This window comes from Sphingomonas sp. BL2 (genome assembly GCF_056680015.1).
Map to the genome: position 1 here is coordinate 1205780 of NZ_CM155261.1, position 14917 is coordinate 1220696.

Consider the following 14917-nt stretch of genomic DNA (forward strand, 5'->3'; position numbering starts at 1 on the left):
TGATTCGTCTGTCGAGCCCTCCACCGTTCGTCCTGAGTAGCCATCGAGTAGCGGCATAGCCGCGTATCGAGAGGGCGTATCGAAGGACAGGTTGGCGCGCGGAACCCATGCTTCGATACGCGCCCTCGATACGCTTCTGCGAAGCTACTCGGTCGCTACTCAGCACGAACGGGATTTTCTACGGGATTTTAGAGCGCGCGCACCGCAGCCAGAATCATCCGCCCGGTCAACCGCGCCGTCTCGTCCTCCGACAAACGCGGCCGCGACAGGGTCCGGTGGCCCAATCCGAACATGAAGGCGAGGATCAGTTCCTCCGCGCCCTCCAGTTCGTTCTCCTGCAAGTCCGGATTGGCGACGCAGGCGAGTTCGCGGATCATTCGCCGGAAATCGCGGCATAGGTCGGCGATCGTGTCGGCGACATCGGCGTTGCGATGCGCCTCCGCCATGATCTCGAACGACAGCGCCTCGTCACCCTTCGACAAAGCACGCCGCGCCAGCTCGACGAACCCTTCCTCGATCGAGAATCGCTCCGACTTGACCGAGTCGTTCATCGTCTGCAGCTCGCCCATCTTGGCCGCCGCATCCTCCATCACGATCGCCTGGATCACCGCGTTCTTGCCGGTGAACAGGCGATAGATCTGGCCGACGGACACACCCGCCGCCACCGCCAGTTCCGACATGGGGGTCTGGTGAAACCCTTGTGTCGCAAACAGATGACGGGCCGACGAGACGATACGCTCCCGACTTCCCATTTCATGCTGCACTGCACTCAAAACCATGTTCCCGACGCGTTTTTAGGTTGACCGGCCGCTCGCACAATCCTAGCGGGCAAGCAAGCGGAATGAACGTTCATTCCGGTGAACCTAATCTGCACGGACGTCGGGATGCTTAACATGCAGCAATTGAACCTCAAGGGATCGGTGGCGCTCTTCGCGCTCGCCCTGCTGTCGGCTTGCGGCAAGGAGCAGGCTCCGCCGCCTCCGCCCACACCGACCGTCGGCGTCGTCACCGTCGGCGAGGAAGCGGTCGTCCTTACCTCCGAGCTTCCCGGCCGTATCGCCGCGGTGGAGACCTCGGAGGTCCGTCCGCAGGTCAGCGGCGTGGTCCGCGATCGCCTCTTCACCGAGGGTGCGATGGTCAGCAAGGGCCAGGTCCTCTACGCGATCGAGGACGCGCCCTACCGCGCGGCGCTCGCCAGCGCGCAGGGCCAGCTTGGCGCCGCCCAGTCGCAGATCAACGCGACCCGCCTGCAGGCGCAGCGCTACGGCCAGCTCGTCCAGCTGAACGCGGTCAGCAAGCAGGAAGCGGACAACGCAAACGCTTCCGCACAACAGGCTCGCGCCAATGTTGCAGCGCAGCAGGCAGCGGTCCAGTCGGCGCGCGTCAACCTCGGCTTCACGCGGATCAAGGCACCGATCTCGGGCCGCATCGGTCGGTCGCTCGTGACCGTCGGCGCGCTGGTCCAGACCGGCCAGACCGATCCGCTCGCGACGATCCAGCGCACCAACATCGTCTATGTCGACGTCGTCCAGTCGGCGGCGCAGCTGCTCGATCTGAAGCAGGCGATGGCGAGCGGCGGCGTGACCCGCGGCGACGGCAGCGCGCGCGTCCAGCTGATCCTGCCGAACGGCACGACCTATCCGATTGAGGGTCGCCTGCAGTTCGCCGAAGTCACGGTCGACCAGACCACCGGCGCGGTGACGCTGCGCGCGAGCTTCCCCAACCCCAATGGCCTCTTGCTGCCGGGCATGTATGTCCGTGCCAAGCTGGTCGAGGGAACGCGTCGCCAGGCGATCATGGCGCCCACCGCCGGCATCACGCGCGATCCGCGCGGCGGTGCGACCGCCCTGGTCGTCAACGCGCAGAACAAGGTCGAGCAGCGTAATGTCACCACCGATCGCGTGATCGGCGACAAGTGGATCGTGACCAGCGGCCTGAAGCCCGGCGACAAGCTGATCGTCGAAGGTCTGCTCAACCTGCGTCCCGGCTCAACCGTCAAGCCGGCCGCTCCGCAGCAGGTCGCCAAGCCCGCCGGTGCACCTGGCGCGGCGCCCGGAGGCGGCGACGCGTCCGGTGCGACCAGCAACAGTTCCGCGCAGGCCGGGAAGTAACCGCCCATGTCACGCTATTTCATCGATCGACCCATCTTCGCGTGGGTCATCGCCATCATCCTGATGCTGGCCGGCATCCTCGCGATCCGGTCGCTGCCGATCGCGCAGTTCCCTGAGATCGCCGCTCCCAAGGTGACAGTCGCGACGTCCTATCCGGGCGCCGACGCACAGACGCTTGAGAACACAACGACGCAGATCATCGAGCAGCAGATGAAGGGCATCGACAACCTTCGCTACTTCGCCTCGACGTCGGACGGCTCGGGCAACCTCGCGATCACGCTCACCTTCGAGCAGGGGACGGATCCCGACATCGCGCAGGTCCAGGTGCAGAACAAGCTGCAACAGGCGACGCCGCTCCTGCCGCAGGAAGTGCAGCAGGCCGGGCTGCGCGTGACCAAGGCGACCGCCAACTTCCTGCTCATCATCGCCGCCTATTCGGAAAATGGCGACCACGACCAGGTCGATCTCGGCGACATGATCGCCTCGAAGCTCCAGGATCCGCTCAGCCGCATCAAGGGCGTCGGCGATACGCAGGTGTTCGGCGCGCAATATTCGATGCGGATCTGGGTCGACCCGTTCAAGATGTCGAACCTCGGCGTCACCGTCACCGACATCACGTCGGCGCTGACTGCGCAGAACGCACAGGTCTCGGCCGGTCAGGTCGGCAGTCTGCCCGCCGTGAAGGGTCAGTCGCTCAACGCCACCGTGACCGCACAGTCGCGCCTCCAGACGCCGGAACAGTTCCGCGCGATCATCGTCCGCTCGGCGACCAGCGGCGCGACCGTGCGCCTGTCGGACGTCGCCCGCGTCGAGATGGGCTCGGAGAACTACAGCTTCCAGGCACGCTATAACGGCAAGCAGGCAGCAGGCTTCGGCGTGAAGCTGGCACCAGGTGCGAACGCGCTCGATACCGTCAAGCTGGTCAAGGCCGAGGTCAACCGGATCGCCAAGCAGTTCCCGCCCGACGTCAAGGTCGCGTTCCCGATCGACAACTCAACGTTCGTGCGGCTGTCGGTCGAGCAGGTCATCCACACGCTGATCGAGGCGATCGTCCTCGTCTTCCTCGTGATGTTCCTGTTCCTCCAGAATTTCCGCGCCACGCTGATCCCGACGATCGCGGTCCCTGTCGTGTTGCTCGGCTCGCTTGCCGTGCTTCAGGTCGCGGGGTTCACGATCAACACGCTGACCTTGTTCGGCATGGTGCTGGCGATCGGCCTGCTCGTCGATGACGCGATCGTCGTCGTCGAGAACGTCGAGCGCCTCATCCAAGAGGAAGGGCTCAGTCCGAAGGAAGCCGCCAAGAAGTCGATGGACGAGATCAGCGGCGCGCTGGTCGGTATCGGCCTGGTGCTGTCGGCGGTGTTCCTGCCGATGGCGTTCTTCAGCGGCTCGACCGGCGTGATCTTCCGTCAGTTCTCGATCACCATCGTGTCGTCGATGGCGCTCTCGGTGCTGGTCGCGTTGATCCTGACGCCCGCACTCTGCGCAACGATCCTCAAGCCTGCCAAGGAAGGGCATGGCGAGAAGAAGGGCTTCTTCGGCTGGTTCAACCGCACCTTCGACAAGGGTGTCGGCAAATATGGCAACGGCTTGCGCCGCGTCGAGAAGGGCTGGGTCCGCACGATGCTGGTCTATGCCGTGATCGTCGTCGCGATGGCCTTCATCTTCGTCCGCCTGCCGTCGGGCTTCCTTCCCGAGGAAGATCAGGGCGTGATGTTCGCGCAGGTGTCGATGCCGTCGGGTACGCCGATGGAGGAGACCGCCCGGACGATGGACAAGGTCCGCGATCACTTCATGATCGACGAGAAGGCCAATACCGCGGGTATCTTCACGATCAGCGGCTTCGGCTTCGTCGGCCAGGGCCAGAATGTCGGCATCGCCTTCATCCAGCTGAAGCCCTGGGAAGATCGTAGCGGCGCGGAGAACAGCGTCGCCGCGGTCGCGGCACGCGCCAACCAGGCGCTCGCCGGGATCCGCGCCGGCATGGTGATCGGCTTCGTGCCGCCCGCCGTGCAGGAACTCGGCAACGCCAACGGCTTCGACTTCATGCTGAAGGACAATGCCGGCGTCGGTCACGAGAAGCTGCTCGAGGCGCGCAACATGCTGCTCGGCATGGCCAGCCAGGACAAGCGCCTGATGCAGGTCCGCCCGAACGGGCTTGAGGATGCGCCGCAGCTGAAACTGAACGTCGACCAGGCGCAGGCGGGGGCACTCGGCCTCAGCCAGCAGGACATCAACACCACCGTCAGCACCGCGTTCGGTGGCGCGTACATCAACGACTTCATCGACCGCGGTCGCGTGAAGAAGGTGTTCGTGCAGGCCGACGCACCGTTCCGCACCTCGCCCGCCGATCTCGGCAACTTCTACGTCCGCGGCACGACTAGCAACGCGATGGCGCCATTCTCGTCCTTCTCGACGACGAGCTGGAACTACGGGCCATCACGACTCGAACGATACAACGGCGTAGCCTCGTTCGAGATCATGGGTTCGCCGGCGCCGGGCGTCAGCAGCGGCACCGCGATCAAGGCGATGGAGGAGATGGCGGCCAAGCTGCCCCCCGGCATCGGCTATGAATGGACCGGCCTCAGCTACGAGGAAAACCTGTCGGGCGGCCAGTCGACCACGGTCTATGCGCTGTCGCTGCTGATCGTGTTCCTCTGCCTCGCGGCGCTGTACGAGAGCTGGTCGATCCCGATCGCCGTCCTGCTGGTGGTGCCACTCGGCGTCCTCGGCGCGGTCGGCGCGGCGATGATCTTCGGGCTGAACAACGACATCTACCTCCAGGTCGGGCTGATCACGACGATCGGCGTGGCGGCGAAGAACGCGATCCTGATCGTGGAGTTCGCCGAGGAGAAGATGGGCGACGGGATGAACGCGGCCGATGCCGCGGTCGAGGCGGCCAAGCTTCGCCTTCGCCCGATCCTGATGACGTCGTTCGCGTTCATCTTCGGCGTGTTGCCGCTCGCCTTGTCGAGCGGTGCCGGCGCCGGCGGCCAGAACGCGATCGGCTGGGCGGTGGTCGGCGGCATGCTGTCCGCGACTGTCCTCGCGATCTTCTTCGTGCCGCTGTTCTTCCTGCTCGTGAAGCGTGTCTTTAAGCAGGACAAGGCCGGCTCGGGGCAGGACCGCGACCAGGTGCCCGACCACGACGGCAACCGTGACGACAACCGTGACGGCGGCCATCCGCCCCACGACCAGCGGCCGCAGGAGGCCTGATCCAGATGTTCTCGACCAAGATCTCCAGCCGCACGGCGCTCACGTTCGCCGCCGGGCTCACGCTCGCCGGGTGCAACCTCGCCCCCAAATACGTCCGCCCGGAGCTTCCCGTCGCGCCGAGCGGACCGACCGGGCCAGCCTATTCGGCCGGCAACGCCGCGAACGCGATCGTGCCGGCGGACACCGCATGGGAAGCGTTCTTCACGGATGACCGCCTGCGCGGCGTGATCCGCCTCGCGCTCGACAATAACCGCGACGTCCGCATCGCGGTCGCCAACGTCGCACAGGCGCGCGCGCAATACCGCGTGCAGCGCGCGGACCTGTTCCCGACGATCGGCGCAACCGGCAGTGCGACCTACCAGAAGTCGCCGTTCGGCGCGGTTGGCGGCGGCGTAGGCGGTGTCGGCGGCGGCACTGGTGGTGGCACGGGCGGTGGCACGGGCGGCGTCGGTGGCGGTACCGGAACGGGTGGCGGCACCGGTGGCGGTACCGGCGGCGCTGGCACGGCTGTCACCGGCAGCGGGCGCGCCGACATCTATTCGGCCAATGTCGGCATCTCGGCATGGGAAATCGATCTCTTCGGCCGCATCCGCAACCTGACGCAGGCGCAGCAGGAAGCGTATTTCGCAGCGGAGGAAAACCGCAACGCAGCCCAGGTGTCGCTCATCTCGGAGACCGCGACCGCGTGGCTGACGATGGCCGCGGACCAGGACCGCCTCAAGATCGCGCAGGATACCGAGCGTGCGTTCGGCCAGACGCTGAAGCTCACGCAGGATCGCTTCCGGATCGGCATCGCGTCCGAGCTCGAAGTGCGTCAGGCGCGCACCACCTATGATCAGGCGCGCTCGGACATTGCCGACGCGACCACGCTGATCGCGCAGGACCAGAACGCGCTGAACCTGCTCGCCGGGACGACCGTGACGCAGGATCTGCTGCCCGCCCGGATGCCGGACAAGACGCCGACGCTGGAGAATCTGCCTGCCAACCTGTCGTCGGAGGTGCTGTTGCGCCGTCCGGACGTCGCCGCGGCCGAGCACAATTTGATCGCCGCCAACGCGAATATCGGCGCGGCGCGCGCGGCGTTCTTCCCGAACATTTCGCTGACCGCGGCATTCGGCACGCTCAGCCTTGGCCTGTCCAACCTGTTCGGCAGCGGCAGCCAGCAATGGTCGGTCGCGCCGTCGATCACGCAGCCGATCTTCGATTTCGGTCGCAACAAGGGCAACCTGCAATACGCCAAGGCGACGCGCGACGCGATGCTGGCCACGTACGAGAAGAGCATCCAGACCGGCTTCCGCGAAGTCGCCGACGCGCTGGCACGTCGCGGCACGATCAACAGCCAGTTGGAGGCGCAGACGTCGCTGCGCGACAACGCGGCCGGCGCGTACAACCTATCGCAGCTCCGCTTCCGCGCCGGTATCGACCCGTTCCTCAACACGCTCGATTCGCAACGCGCGCTCTACACGGCCCAGCAGAGCCTGCTGGCGACGCGCCTCGTCCGCGACAGCAACGCGGTCGAACTCTATCGCTCGCTAGGTGGTGGCCTAAAGTAAACGCTAATCCTCCCCCGCCAGGGGGAGGTGGCTGGCGCTTGCCAGACGGAGGGGGAGGAAAGGGCAACGGTCGTTGCGTGTTCCTCCCCCTCCGTCACCTACGGCGACACCTCCCCCTGGCGCGGGAGGATTGCAGCGCCCTAGTTCGCCGGCTCGGACAACGGCGCGAACCGCGCGACCTGTCGCCCGACCAGCCGCAACTGCTCGAGCACCGCAGGATCGCTCGCCCCGCCCTCATCGTCGAACTTCGTCACCTGCGTATTGATCGCGGCGGCAAACGGCGTCGGCCACCCGCGCAACGCATGGACGATCGAGCGCAACGCCGCGATCGTGCTCCCCGTCGCCTGCCAGCCGTACGCCGTGGCGATCAGTCCGACCGGCATGTCCGCCAGATACGGCCGCTCGGGATCGCGCGCCGTTTCCTCCAGCAAGTCGAGCGCGTTCTTCACCACGCCGGAAATGCTCCCGTGATAGCCGGGGCTCGCGATGATCACCGCCGATGCCTCGCGCACCGCCGCGACGAACGCCTGCTCGTCGGGCGTCCGCGTCGTCGCCTTCGGATCGTAGAGCGGCAGCCGCGCCATGTCGGCCCCGCCGAACATCTGCGTACGATAGCCCTGCTTCTCAACCGCATCGAGCGCGATCCGCAGCGCACGCTCGGTCGACGAGACGCCGCCGATCGTGCCGCCGATGCCGACGACCAGCGGCTGAACGGCGGGGGGAGTGTCGGAAGCGGCCACGGTTTTATCCTGTTCGAACGTCATGCGATGCTCTTTCCCGTTTCGTCGCGCGATGACAACAGCTTCGGTCGGTTCTCGTCGCGCAGCCGTCGTGCCGCTGTCGCTAAGCCCCTGTACACGTTAAGCATGCGTAGGAACGGACGGCGCAAGCACAGACTTGCCCGAGCTGTCATAGAACGATAATACACCTGACGTCCGCCGCTTGGCCGACCCGCTGGAACGACCGATGCGCCCCGATCCCTTCGACCCCAACCGTTCCAGCTCCAGCGGCGACCGCGAGCCCTACGCCTATGAGCGCGAGCAGCTGATCACCGAGCGCGAACGCCTGCGCCAGAAATACGAGGCCGAGCGGGACGGCAGCGACCCGGAGCCCTATGGTCGGGACTTCGGCGCGGCCTACGCCACCCCCAGCGCGCCGCGACGCAAGCGTCCGATCGGTCGCTGGATCCTGCGCGGCTTCGGCATCGGCATCGTCCTGCTGGTGATCGCGATCATCTGGCTGGCGATCACCGCGCCGCTGTCGAAGTCGCTTCAGCCGCCGACCCCGCCCTCGATCACGCTGACCGCGGACGACGGCACGCCGATCGCGCGGCGCGGCGCGATCATCGGCAAGTCGGTCGATGCCTCGAAGCTCCCGCCGCACGTCACGCAGGCGTTTCTCGCGATCGAGGACCGGCGCTTCTATTCGCACTGGGGCGTCGATCCGCGCGGCATCGCGCGTGCGGCCTGGGCGAACATGGGCTCGGGCGGCGTCCGCCAGGGCGGCTCGACGATCACGCAACAGCTCGCGAAGAACGCCTTCCTCGATTCGGACCGCACCGCGACGCGCAAAATCCGCGAGGCGATGATCGCCTTCTGGCTCGAGGCGTGGCTGTCGAAGAACGAGATCCTCTCGCGCTATCTCTCGAACGTCTATTTCGGCGACAACACCTACGGGATCAGCGCGGCCGCCAAGCATTATTTCGGCCGCACCCCCGACAAGCTCAACGTTGGCCAGGCGGCAATGCTCGCCGGGCTGGTGAAGGCACCATCGCGTCTCGCTCCCACCTCGAACCTCGAAGGCGCGCGCAAGCGTGAGGCCGTCGTGGTCGGCGCGATGGTCGACGCGGGCTTCCTCACCAAGGCGGAGGGCGACGCGGTCCAGCCACAGCGCGTGCTCGGCAGCCGCCCGTCGCAGCTCCCCAACGGCACCTATTTCGCCGACTGGATCCTCCCCGAAGCGCGCGACCAGGCGGGCGAGATCAAGACCGAGGCAACCGTCCAGACCACGCTCGATCCACGGTTACAACGCGCCGCCGAACGCACCATCGCGCGCGCGGGATTGCGTCAGGCGCAGGTCGCGCTGGTGGCGATGCGCCCCGATGGTCGCGTCGTCGCGATGATCGGCGGCAAGAACTACGCGAAAAGCCCGTTCAACCGCGCGACGCAGGCCCGCCGTCAGCCCGGCTCGACCTTCAAGCTGTTCGTCTACCTCGCCGCGATGCGCCAAGGCCTCACCCCCGATTCGACGATCGAGGACCGCCCGGTGACGATCGGCGACTGGACCCCGAAGAACAGCGACGGCCGCTACCAGGGGACGATCACGCTGCGCCAAGCGTTCGCGCGCTCGTCCAACGTCGCCGCCGCGCGGCTGACGCAACAAGTCGGCGTCAAGGCGGTGATCAAGGCGGCACGCGACCTCGGCATCTCGACGCCGATCCCGAATGAGGCGACGATCGGCCTCGGCACCTCGACCGTGTCGCTGCTTGAACTCACCGCCGCCTATGCCGCGATCGCGCGCGAGCAATATCCGGTCCAGCCGCGCGGCCTCGCCGACGTGCGCGAGAAGGGCTGGTACCAGTCGCTCACAGGTGGCGCGACCGAGATGCCGTCGAAGATCCACGACGAGATGCTCGACCTGCTGGCGGCCTCGATCCGCACCGGCACCGGGCGCGGCGCGAACCTGACGGTCGACGCGTTCGGCAAGACCGGTACGACGTCGGACAACAAGGACGCGCTGTTCGTCGGCTTCGCGCGCGATCTGGTGGTCGGCGTGTGGGTCGGCAACGACGACAATTCGTCGAACCCCGGCCTGTCGGGCGGCGGCATCCCCGCACGGATCTGGCGCGACTTCATGCAGAGCGCGCTGGGCATCGCCCCGATCGCCGCGCCGGCTCCGGTGGTCGAGGAAGTCGATCCGGACGCGCTGCCGGCGGACGATCAGGACAATTCGATCCTGCCGCTAGGCGGGGAGATCGAGGGGATGGGCTTCAACCTGAAGATGGGCGAGGACGGCACCATCTCGGTTGGCCCCTCCCGCCGCGACCGCCAGGAAGGCCCGCCACCTCGCGACGATCGCCGGCCCCCGGAGGAAGAACAAGGGCCCGACGAGGGGCAGTAGAACCCTGATCGGCACCATCCGTCACTCAGCACCACTTCAGAGATTAGGCACCACCCTCGGCTATTAGGCACCACCCCGGCGGAGGCCGGGGCCCAATTGGAAAGGTCGTGGTAACGACGCGCAGCCTTCGCCACCTACCGCCCCCACTTGGGCCCCGGCCTTCGCCGGGGTGGAAGAGTAGAAGCGGGGATCTGCACCCCAGCAAGTGCACCCCCGTTGACGCCACCACCGCATCGCAGCATGTCTCACTCATGCGCTTCTTCTCCGACAATGCCGCCACGATCCACCCGCAGGTCATGGCCTCGATCGCCGCCGCCGACACGCTCGACACCGCCTATGCCGGCGACGCCTGGAGCCAGCAGCTCGACGGCCGCTTGTCCGCGCTGTTCGAGACCGACGTCGCAGTCCTCTGGGTACCAACCGGCACCGCCGCCAACTGCCTCGCACTGGCCGCGCTCTGCCCCCCGCACGGCGGCATCGTCTGTCACCGCGACGCGCACATCCAGAACGACGAGGGCGGCGCGCCCGAATTCTACACGCACGGCGCCAAGCTGTTCCTCGCCGACGGCGACGGCGCAAAGCTGACCCCCGACACGATCCGCACCGTCCTCGACGCGATCCCCGACGACGTCCACCGCGTCCAGCCGCACGCGATCTCGATCACCAACGCCACCGAATATGGCCGCGTCTACCAACCGCACGAAGTTGCTGCGATCGGCGCGCTGGCAAAGGAGCGCGGGCTAGGCTTCCACATGGACGGCGCGCGCTTCGCCAACGCGATGGCACGCGTCGGCTGCTCCCCCGCTGACATGACGTGGCGCGCGGGCGTCGATGCGCTCAGCTTCGGCTTCGTCAAGAACGGCGCGATGAGCGCGGAGGCGCTGGTCTTCTTCAAGCCCGACCTCGCCGCCGTCACGCAATACCGCCGCAAGCGCGCGGGCCTGCTCCTGTCGAAGGGCCGCTACCTCGCCGCGCAGATCTTGGCCATGCTCGACGACGACCTCTGGCTCGCCAACGCTAAAGCCGCGAACGACGGCGCCGCCAAGCTCGCCGCCGCGGCCGGCAACCGCCTCGTCCACCCGGTCGAGGCAAACGAGGTCTTCCTCCGCGCGACGCCGGATGAAGCCGCAGCCCTTCGCGCAAAAGGCTTCGACTTCTACGACTGGGCGGCGGGCGAGATTCGCCTCGTCGCCGCATGGGACAGCCCGGTGGACGCGGTAGGGCTGCTCGCCGACGCGATCCGGGAGTTATGACCCCCGGCCCAACCGACCCACCACAGTCGACCCGTGCGGCCGTACTGATTCCGTTCGGCATCGTCACGCTGATCTGGGGCTCGACCTGGCTCGTCATCCGCGACCAGATCGCGGTGGTGCCGCCGAGCTGGTCGATCAGCTACCGCTTCCTCGTCGCCGGCATCGCAATGGCGATCTACGCCTCCATCAAGCGCGAGAGCTTCAAGTTCGACGCCCGCGGCTACGCGTTCGCGGCCGTGATCGGCATCGCGCTGTTCACGTTCAACTTCAACTTCGTCTACCGCGCCGAGCATTACGTGACCTCGGGGCTCGTCGCGGTCGTGTTCGCCCTCCTGCTCGTCCCCAACGCGATCTTCGGCCGCATCTTCCTCAAGCAACGCCTTGGGCGGCAGCTGATGGTCGGGTGCGCGGTCGCGATGGCGGGGGTCGCGTTGCTGTTCGTCAACGAGGCGCGGGTCGATCCGCACGGGCCACGCTCGGCGACGATCGGCATCGTCCTGACCTTGTGCGGCGTGATGGCCGCGTCGGTCGCCAACGTCATCCAGGGCAGCGCGTTCGCCAAGCGCTATCCGATGGCACCGACGCTCGCGATGGCGATGCTGATCGGCGCGTGCCTCGATGCGGCGTTCGCCTGGATCACCACCGGACCGCCGGTCTTCGAGCCGCGCTTCGGCTATGTCGCGGGCATCCTCTATCTCGGCGTGTTCGCGTCGGCGCTCGCCTTCCCGCTGTATTTCAACGTCATCCGCGCGATCGGTCCGGCCAAGGCGGCCTATTCGGGCGTCATTGTGCCGGTGATCGCGATGCTGCTATCGACGATCTTCGAGCGCTATCACTGGTCGACGCTGGCCGTCGCCGGCGCGATCCTGTCGGGCATCGGACTAGTCATCGCACTCAGCGCACGCAGACCCGCGCGGTAGTCGGGCCAGGCGGGCGTCCAGCCGAGCACCCGCTTGGCCTTGCCGTTCGCCACCCGCCGGTTCTCGTTATAAAATCCGCGCCCCATCGCCGAGAGTTCCTCGAGCGTCACGAACGGCGGCGCGGGCATCCCGAGCAACATCGCCGCGAACGCCACCACGTCGTTCTGCGACGCAGGCACGTCGTCCGCCAGATTATACGCCCCCGCCGGCGCATCGAACCCGGCGATCACGCCCGAGACGATATCGTCGACATGCGCGCGGCTGAACACCTGGCCGGGTTGCTCGATCCGGTGCGCCTTGCCCTGCCGCACCCGGTCGAGCGGCGAGCGTCCCGGACCATAGATCCCCGGCAACCGGAACGTCCGCGCGCCAATGGCCAGCCAGTCCGCATCTGCCGCTGCCCGTGCGCTCCGACGACCGCCACCGATCGGCGCCGTTTCGTCCACCCACGCGCCTTGCGCATCGCCGTAAACGCCCGTCGACGACAGATACCCGAGCCAAGCGCGTGTCCGCAGCAACAGCGAACCGTAGCGCCCGAGCACCGGGTCCGCCTCATGCTCGGGCGGCACCGACGACAGGATGTGCGTTGCCGCCGCGATCTCCGCCGTCACCGCGTCCACATCGTCGAACCGGAGCGTATCACCCCGCCCGTCCCGCGTCGTGCCGACGACATGCCAGCCGTCCGCCGCGAGCCGCTCGGCCAGCCGCGACGCGGTGTAGCCGAGACCGAAGACCAGCAGCCGGCTCATGGCGCCACCGCCGCGCCGGCCATCGGCCCCTTGTACAACGTCCCGAAATAGTCGCCCGCATTCCATACCGGCCGCTGCGCCCCATCCGCGATCTCGCGCGCGATCCGGTAGTTCGCATCGACGAACCGCACGCCCTGATCCCACAGGATCGGCTGCGTCAAATCGTCCGACGGCTTGTGATAATTGTTCGCCATGAAATACGCGACCGCCGCCTTGCCCGGCCCCTTCTGACCCGGCCACAGGAATACCGACGGGATCCCCTTCTGGACGAAGCGGAAATGATCCGAGCGGACGAAGATGCCCTCCTCCGGCATCGGATCGGGCGACAGGCCGACGCCGATCGCCGCCACCGCCTTCTGGACGATCGGACCGATGGTGGAACGCTCGGCACCGAACACCACCATGTCCTCGAACTTGTAGGTGAGGATCGGCATGTCGAGGTTCACGTCCGCGACGATCGAGGTCAGCGGCACGGTCGGGTGATTGGTGAAGTAATCGCTGCCGACCAGCCCCTTCTCCTCGCCGGTGACCGCGAGGAACATGATCGTACGCTTGGGCCCCTGCCCGCTGGCCGTGAAGCGCTTGGCCTCCTCGATCAGGCTGGCGATGCCGATCGCATTGTCGAGCGCGCCGTTGTTGAGCGCGTCGCCCCCCTTTTTATCAGAGGCGACGGGCTTGGTGATGCCGATGTGATCGAGATGCGCCGACAGCACGACGACCTCCTTGCCGACCACCGGATCGCTGCCGGGGATAATGCCGACGACGTTGCTGCTGGCAGCGGGCACAAAGTTCGTCTTGGTCGCGACGGTGAGCATGCCGACCAGCGGCACCGCCTTGAACTTGGCATTGTCGCGGTCCGCCTGCTTGACGATCCGGCTCCACGGCGTCTTCGCACCCGCGAACAGCTTGGCCGCGCCGACCATGCTGACCGTCCCGAGCGACGGCGCGCTAGGCGCATCGACCTTGCCGGTGCCGTCGGGGTTCGCCCACGTCATCCGCGGCGTCGCGTAGAACTCAGCCATCTTGCCGAAGGTCCGCACCTTGGCCGAGCGCGGGCTCTCCAGCGTGATCACGCCGACCGCGCCCTTGGCCTGCGCGATCGCCGCCTTGGTCCCGCCCGACCCGAAGAACGCGCGCTCCTCGCCGCCGAACCGCGCGGGCGAGCCGCCGAAATACGCGACGATCTTGCCGCGCACATCGACGCCCTTGTAATCGTCCTGGCCATATTGCGGCGCGTCGATGCCGTAGCCGACGAACACCACCGGTGCTGAAACGCTGGTCTCCGCCTTCGCGCCGTTCGCGGCGGGCACATAATCCTCACCGAACACGAGCGGCTGCACAGGCCCGCGACCGGTCCAGACAAAATCGCCCTTGCTCGCCGCCTTGTAAGACACGAGCGGCACGGTCTGGAGATACCCGCCCTGATCGCCACCGGGACGAAGCCCCGCCGCATAGAATTGCGCGGCGACATATTGCGCGGCGATGTCGAACTCGGGACTGCCAGCCTCGCGACCCTTCATCGCATCCGACGCGAGAAACAGCACATGCGCCTTCATCGCCGCCTGATCCGCCGGCAGCGGCGCGGCGAGCTTCGCGTTCAACTCGGCAATATTCGGCGCGGTCACCGGAGCCGGCGCGGGGGCAGCTTGGGGCGCGGTCTGAGCAAGGGCAGAGCTAGAAAGCGCGAGCACCGCGAGCGCGCCGATAGGACGATACATCCGGAAATCCTTGCAAAGGGAACGTGTTGCAGCGGCGTAGCATCCACCGTCACCCGCGCAAGCTTTGGGGCATGGAGCAAAGACCTTCTCCGCAGAGAAGTACCACCCCGGCGGAGGCCGGGGTCCAGTTGGGAAACGGTGCTGACGCAGGCTGCGTTCCGTTACTACAACCTCTCCAACTGGACCCCGGCGTTCGCCGGGGAGGTGCAAGTGATCGAACCGGACGGGCCCCAAGCTTTGGCTGGCGGTAGGGAGCCACGGCCCTATATTCGCAAGC

Annotated in this window: 10 protein-coding genes; 6 read left to right on the forward strand and 4 right to left on the reverse strand. The window is 67.0% G+C overall.

Translation table 11 applies throughout. The annotated features are described in order from the left end of the window. Nucleotides 1-188 precede the first annotated feature (188 nt). The gene (locus AC1ME3_RS05520) at nt 189-680 is read right to left on the reverse strand and encodes a TetR family transcriptional regulator (protein ID WP_243650215.1); all 492 of its coding nucleotides are present in this window, start codon (nt 678-680) and stop codon (nt 189-191) included. A gap of 213 nt (nt 681-893) precedes the next feature. Here AC1ME3_RS05520 and AC1ME3_RS05525 point away from each other — a divergent pair, with 213 nt between their 5' ends. Genes AC1ME3_RS05525 through AC1ME3_RS05535 form a run of 3 tightly spaced genes read left to right on the forward strand, consistent with a single transcriptional unit; the run spans nt 894 to nt 6880 of the window. Further along, a complete protein-coding gene (locus AC1ME3_RS05525) occupies nt 894-2111 on the forward strand; it encodes an efflux RND transporter periplasmic adaptor subunit (RefSeq protein WP_480955181.1) in 1218 nt (405 codons plus the stop codon). Nucleotides 2112-2117: 6 nt separating this feature from the next. Continuing rightward, nucleotides 2118-5327, forward strand: a complete 3210-nt coding sequence (locus AC1ME3_RS05530) for an efflux RND transporter permease subunit (RefSeq protein WP_480955182.1) — start codon at nt 2118-2120, stop codon at nt 5325-5327. Nucleotides 5328-5332: 5 nt separating this feature from the next. After that, nucleotides 5333-6880: an efflux transporter outer membrane subunit gene (locus AC1ME3_RS05535; protein ID WP_480955183.1), complete on the forward strand. Its 1548-nt coding sequence runs from the start codon at nt 5333-5335 to the stop codon at nt 6878-6880. A 140-nt stretch (nt 6881-7020) separates the two neighbouring features. Here AC1ME3_RS05535 and AC1ME3_RS05540 read toward each other — a convergent pair whose 3' ends face one another. Continuing rightward, on the reverse strand, nt 7021-7644 hold the full coding sequence (locus tag AC1ME3_RS05540) for an NADPH-dependent FMN reductase (protein ID WP_192238527.1): 624 nt from the start codon (nt 7642-7644) through the stop codon (nt 7021-7023). 202 nt (nt 7645-7846) lie between these two features. On the opposite strand from AC1ME3_RS05540, the gene AC1ME3_RS05545 reads away from it, so the two are divergent. The 3 genes from AC1ME3_RS05545 (at nt 7847) to AC1ME3_RS05555 (ending at nt 12173) form a co-directional block, all read left to right on the forward strand. Beyond that, nucleotides 7847-10000: a transglycosylase domain-containing protein gene (locus AC1ME3_RS05545; protein ID WP_480955184.1), complete on the forward strand. Its 2154-nt coding sequence runs from the start codon at nt 7847-7849 to the stop codon at nt 9998-10000. Between the two features lie 251 nt (nt 10001-10251). Further along, entirely contained in the window at nt 10252-11253 is a 1002-nt protein-coding gene (locus AC1ME3_RS05550; protein ID WP_480955185.1) for a threonine aldolase family protein, read from the forward strand. Beyond that, entirely contained in the window at nt 11250-12173 is a 924-nt protein-coding gene (locus AC1ME3_RS05555; protein WP_192977118.1) for a DMT family transporter, read from the forward strand. The genes AC1ME3_RS05550 and AC1ME3_RS05555 overlap by 4 nt, the downstream gene beginning before the upstream one ends. Here AC1ME3_RS05555 and AC1ME3_RS05560 read toward each other — a convergent pair. Further along, nucleotides 12086-12922, reverse strand: a complete 837-nt coding sequence (locus AC1ME3_RS05560; protein WP_480955186.1) for a Rossmann-fold NAD(P)-binding domain-containing protein — start codon at nt 12920-12922, stop codon at nt 12086-12088. The genes AC1ME3_RS05555 and AC1ME3_RS05560 overlap by 88 nt on opposite strands. Further along, the gene (locus tag AC1ME3_RS05565; protein ID WP_480955187.1) at nt 12919-14640 is read right to left on the reverse strand and encodes a M28 family metallopeptidase; all 1722 of its coding nucleotides are present in this window, start codon (nt 14638-14640) and stop codon (nt 12919-12921) included. Before AC1ME3_RS05565 ends, AC1ME3_RS05560 begins: the two co-directional genes overlap by 4 nt. Nucleotides 14641-14917: the final 277 nt, after the last annotated feature.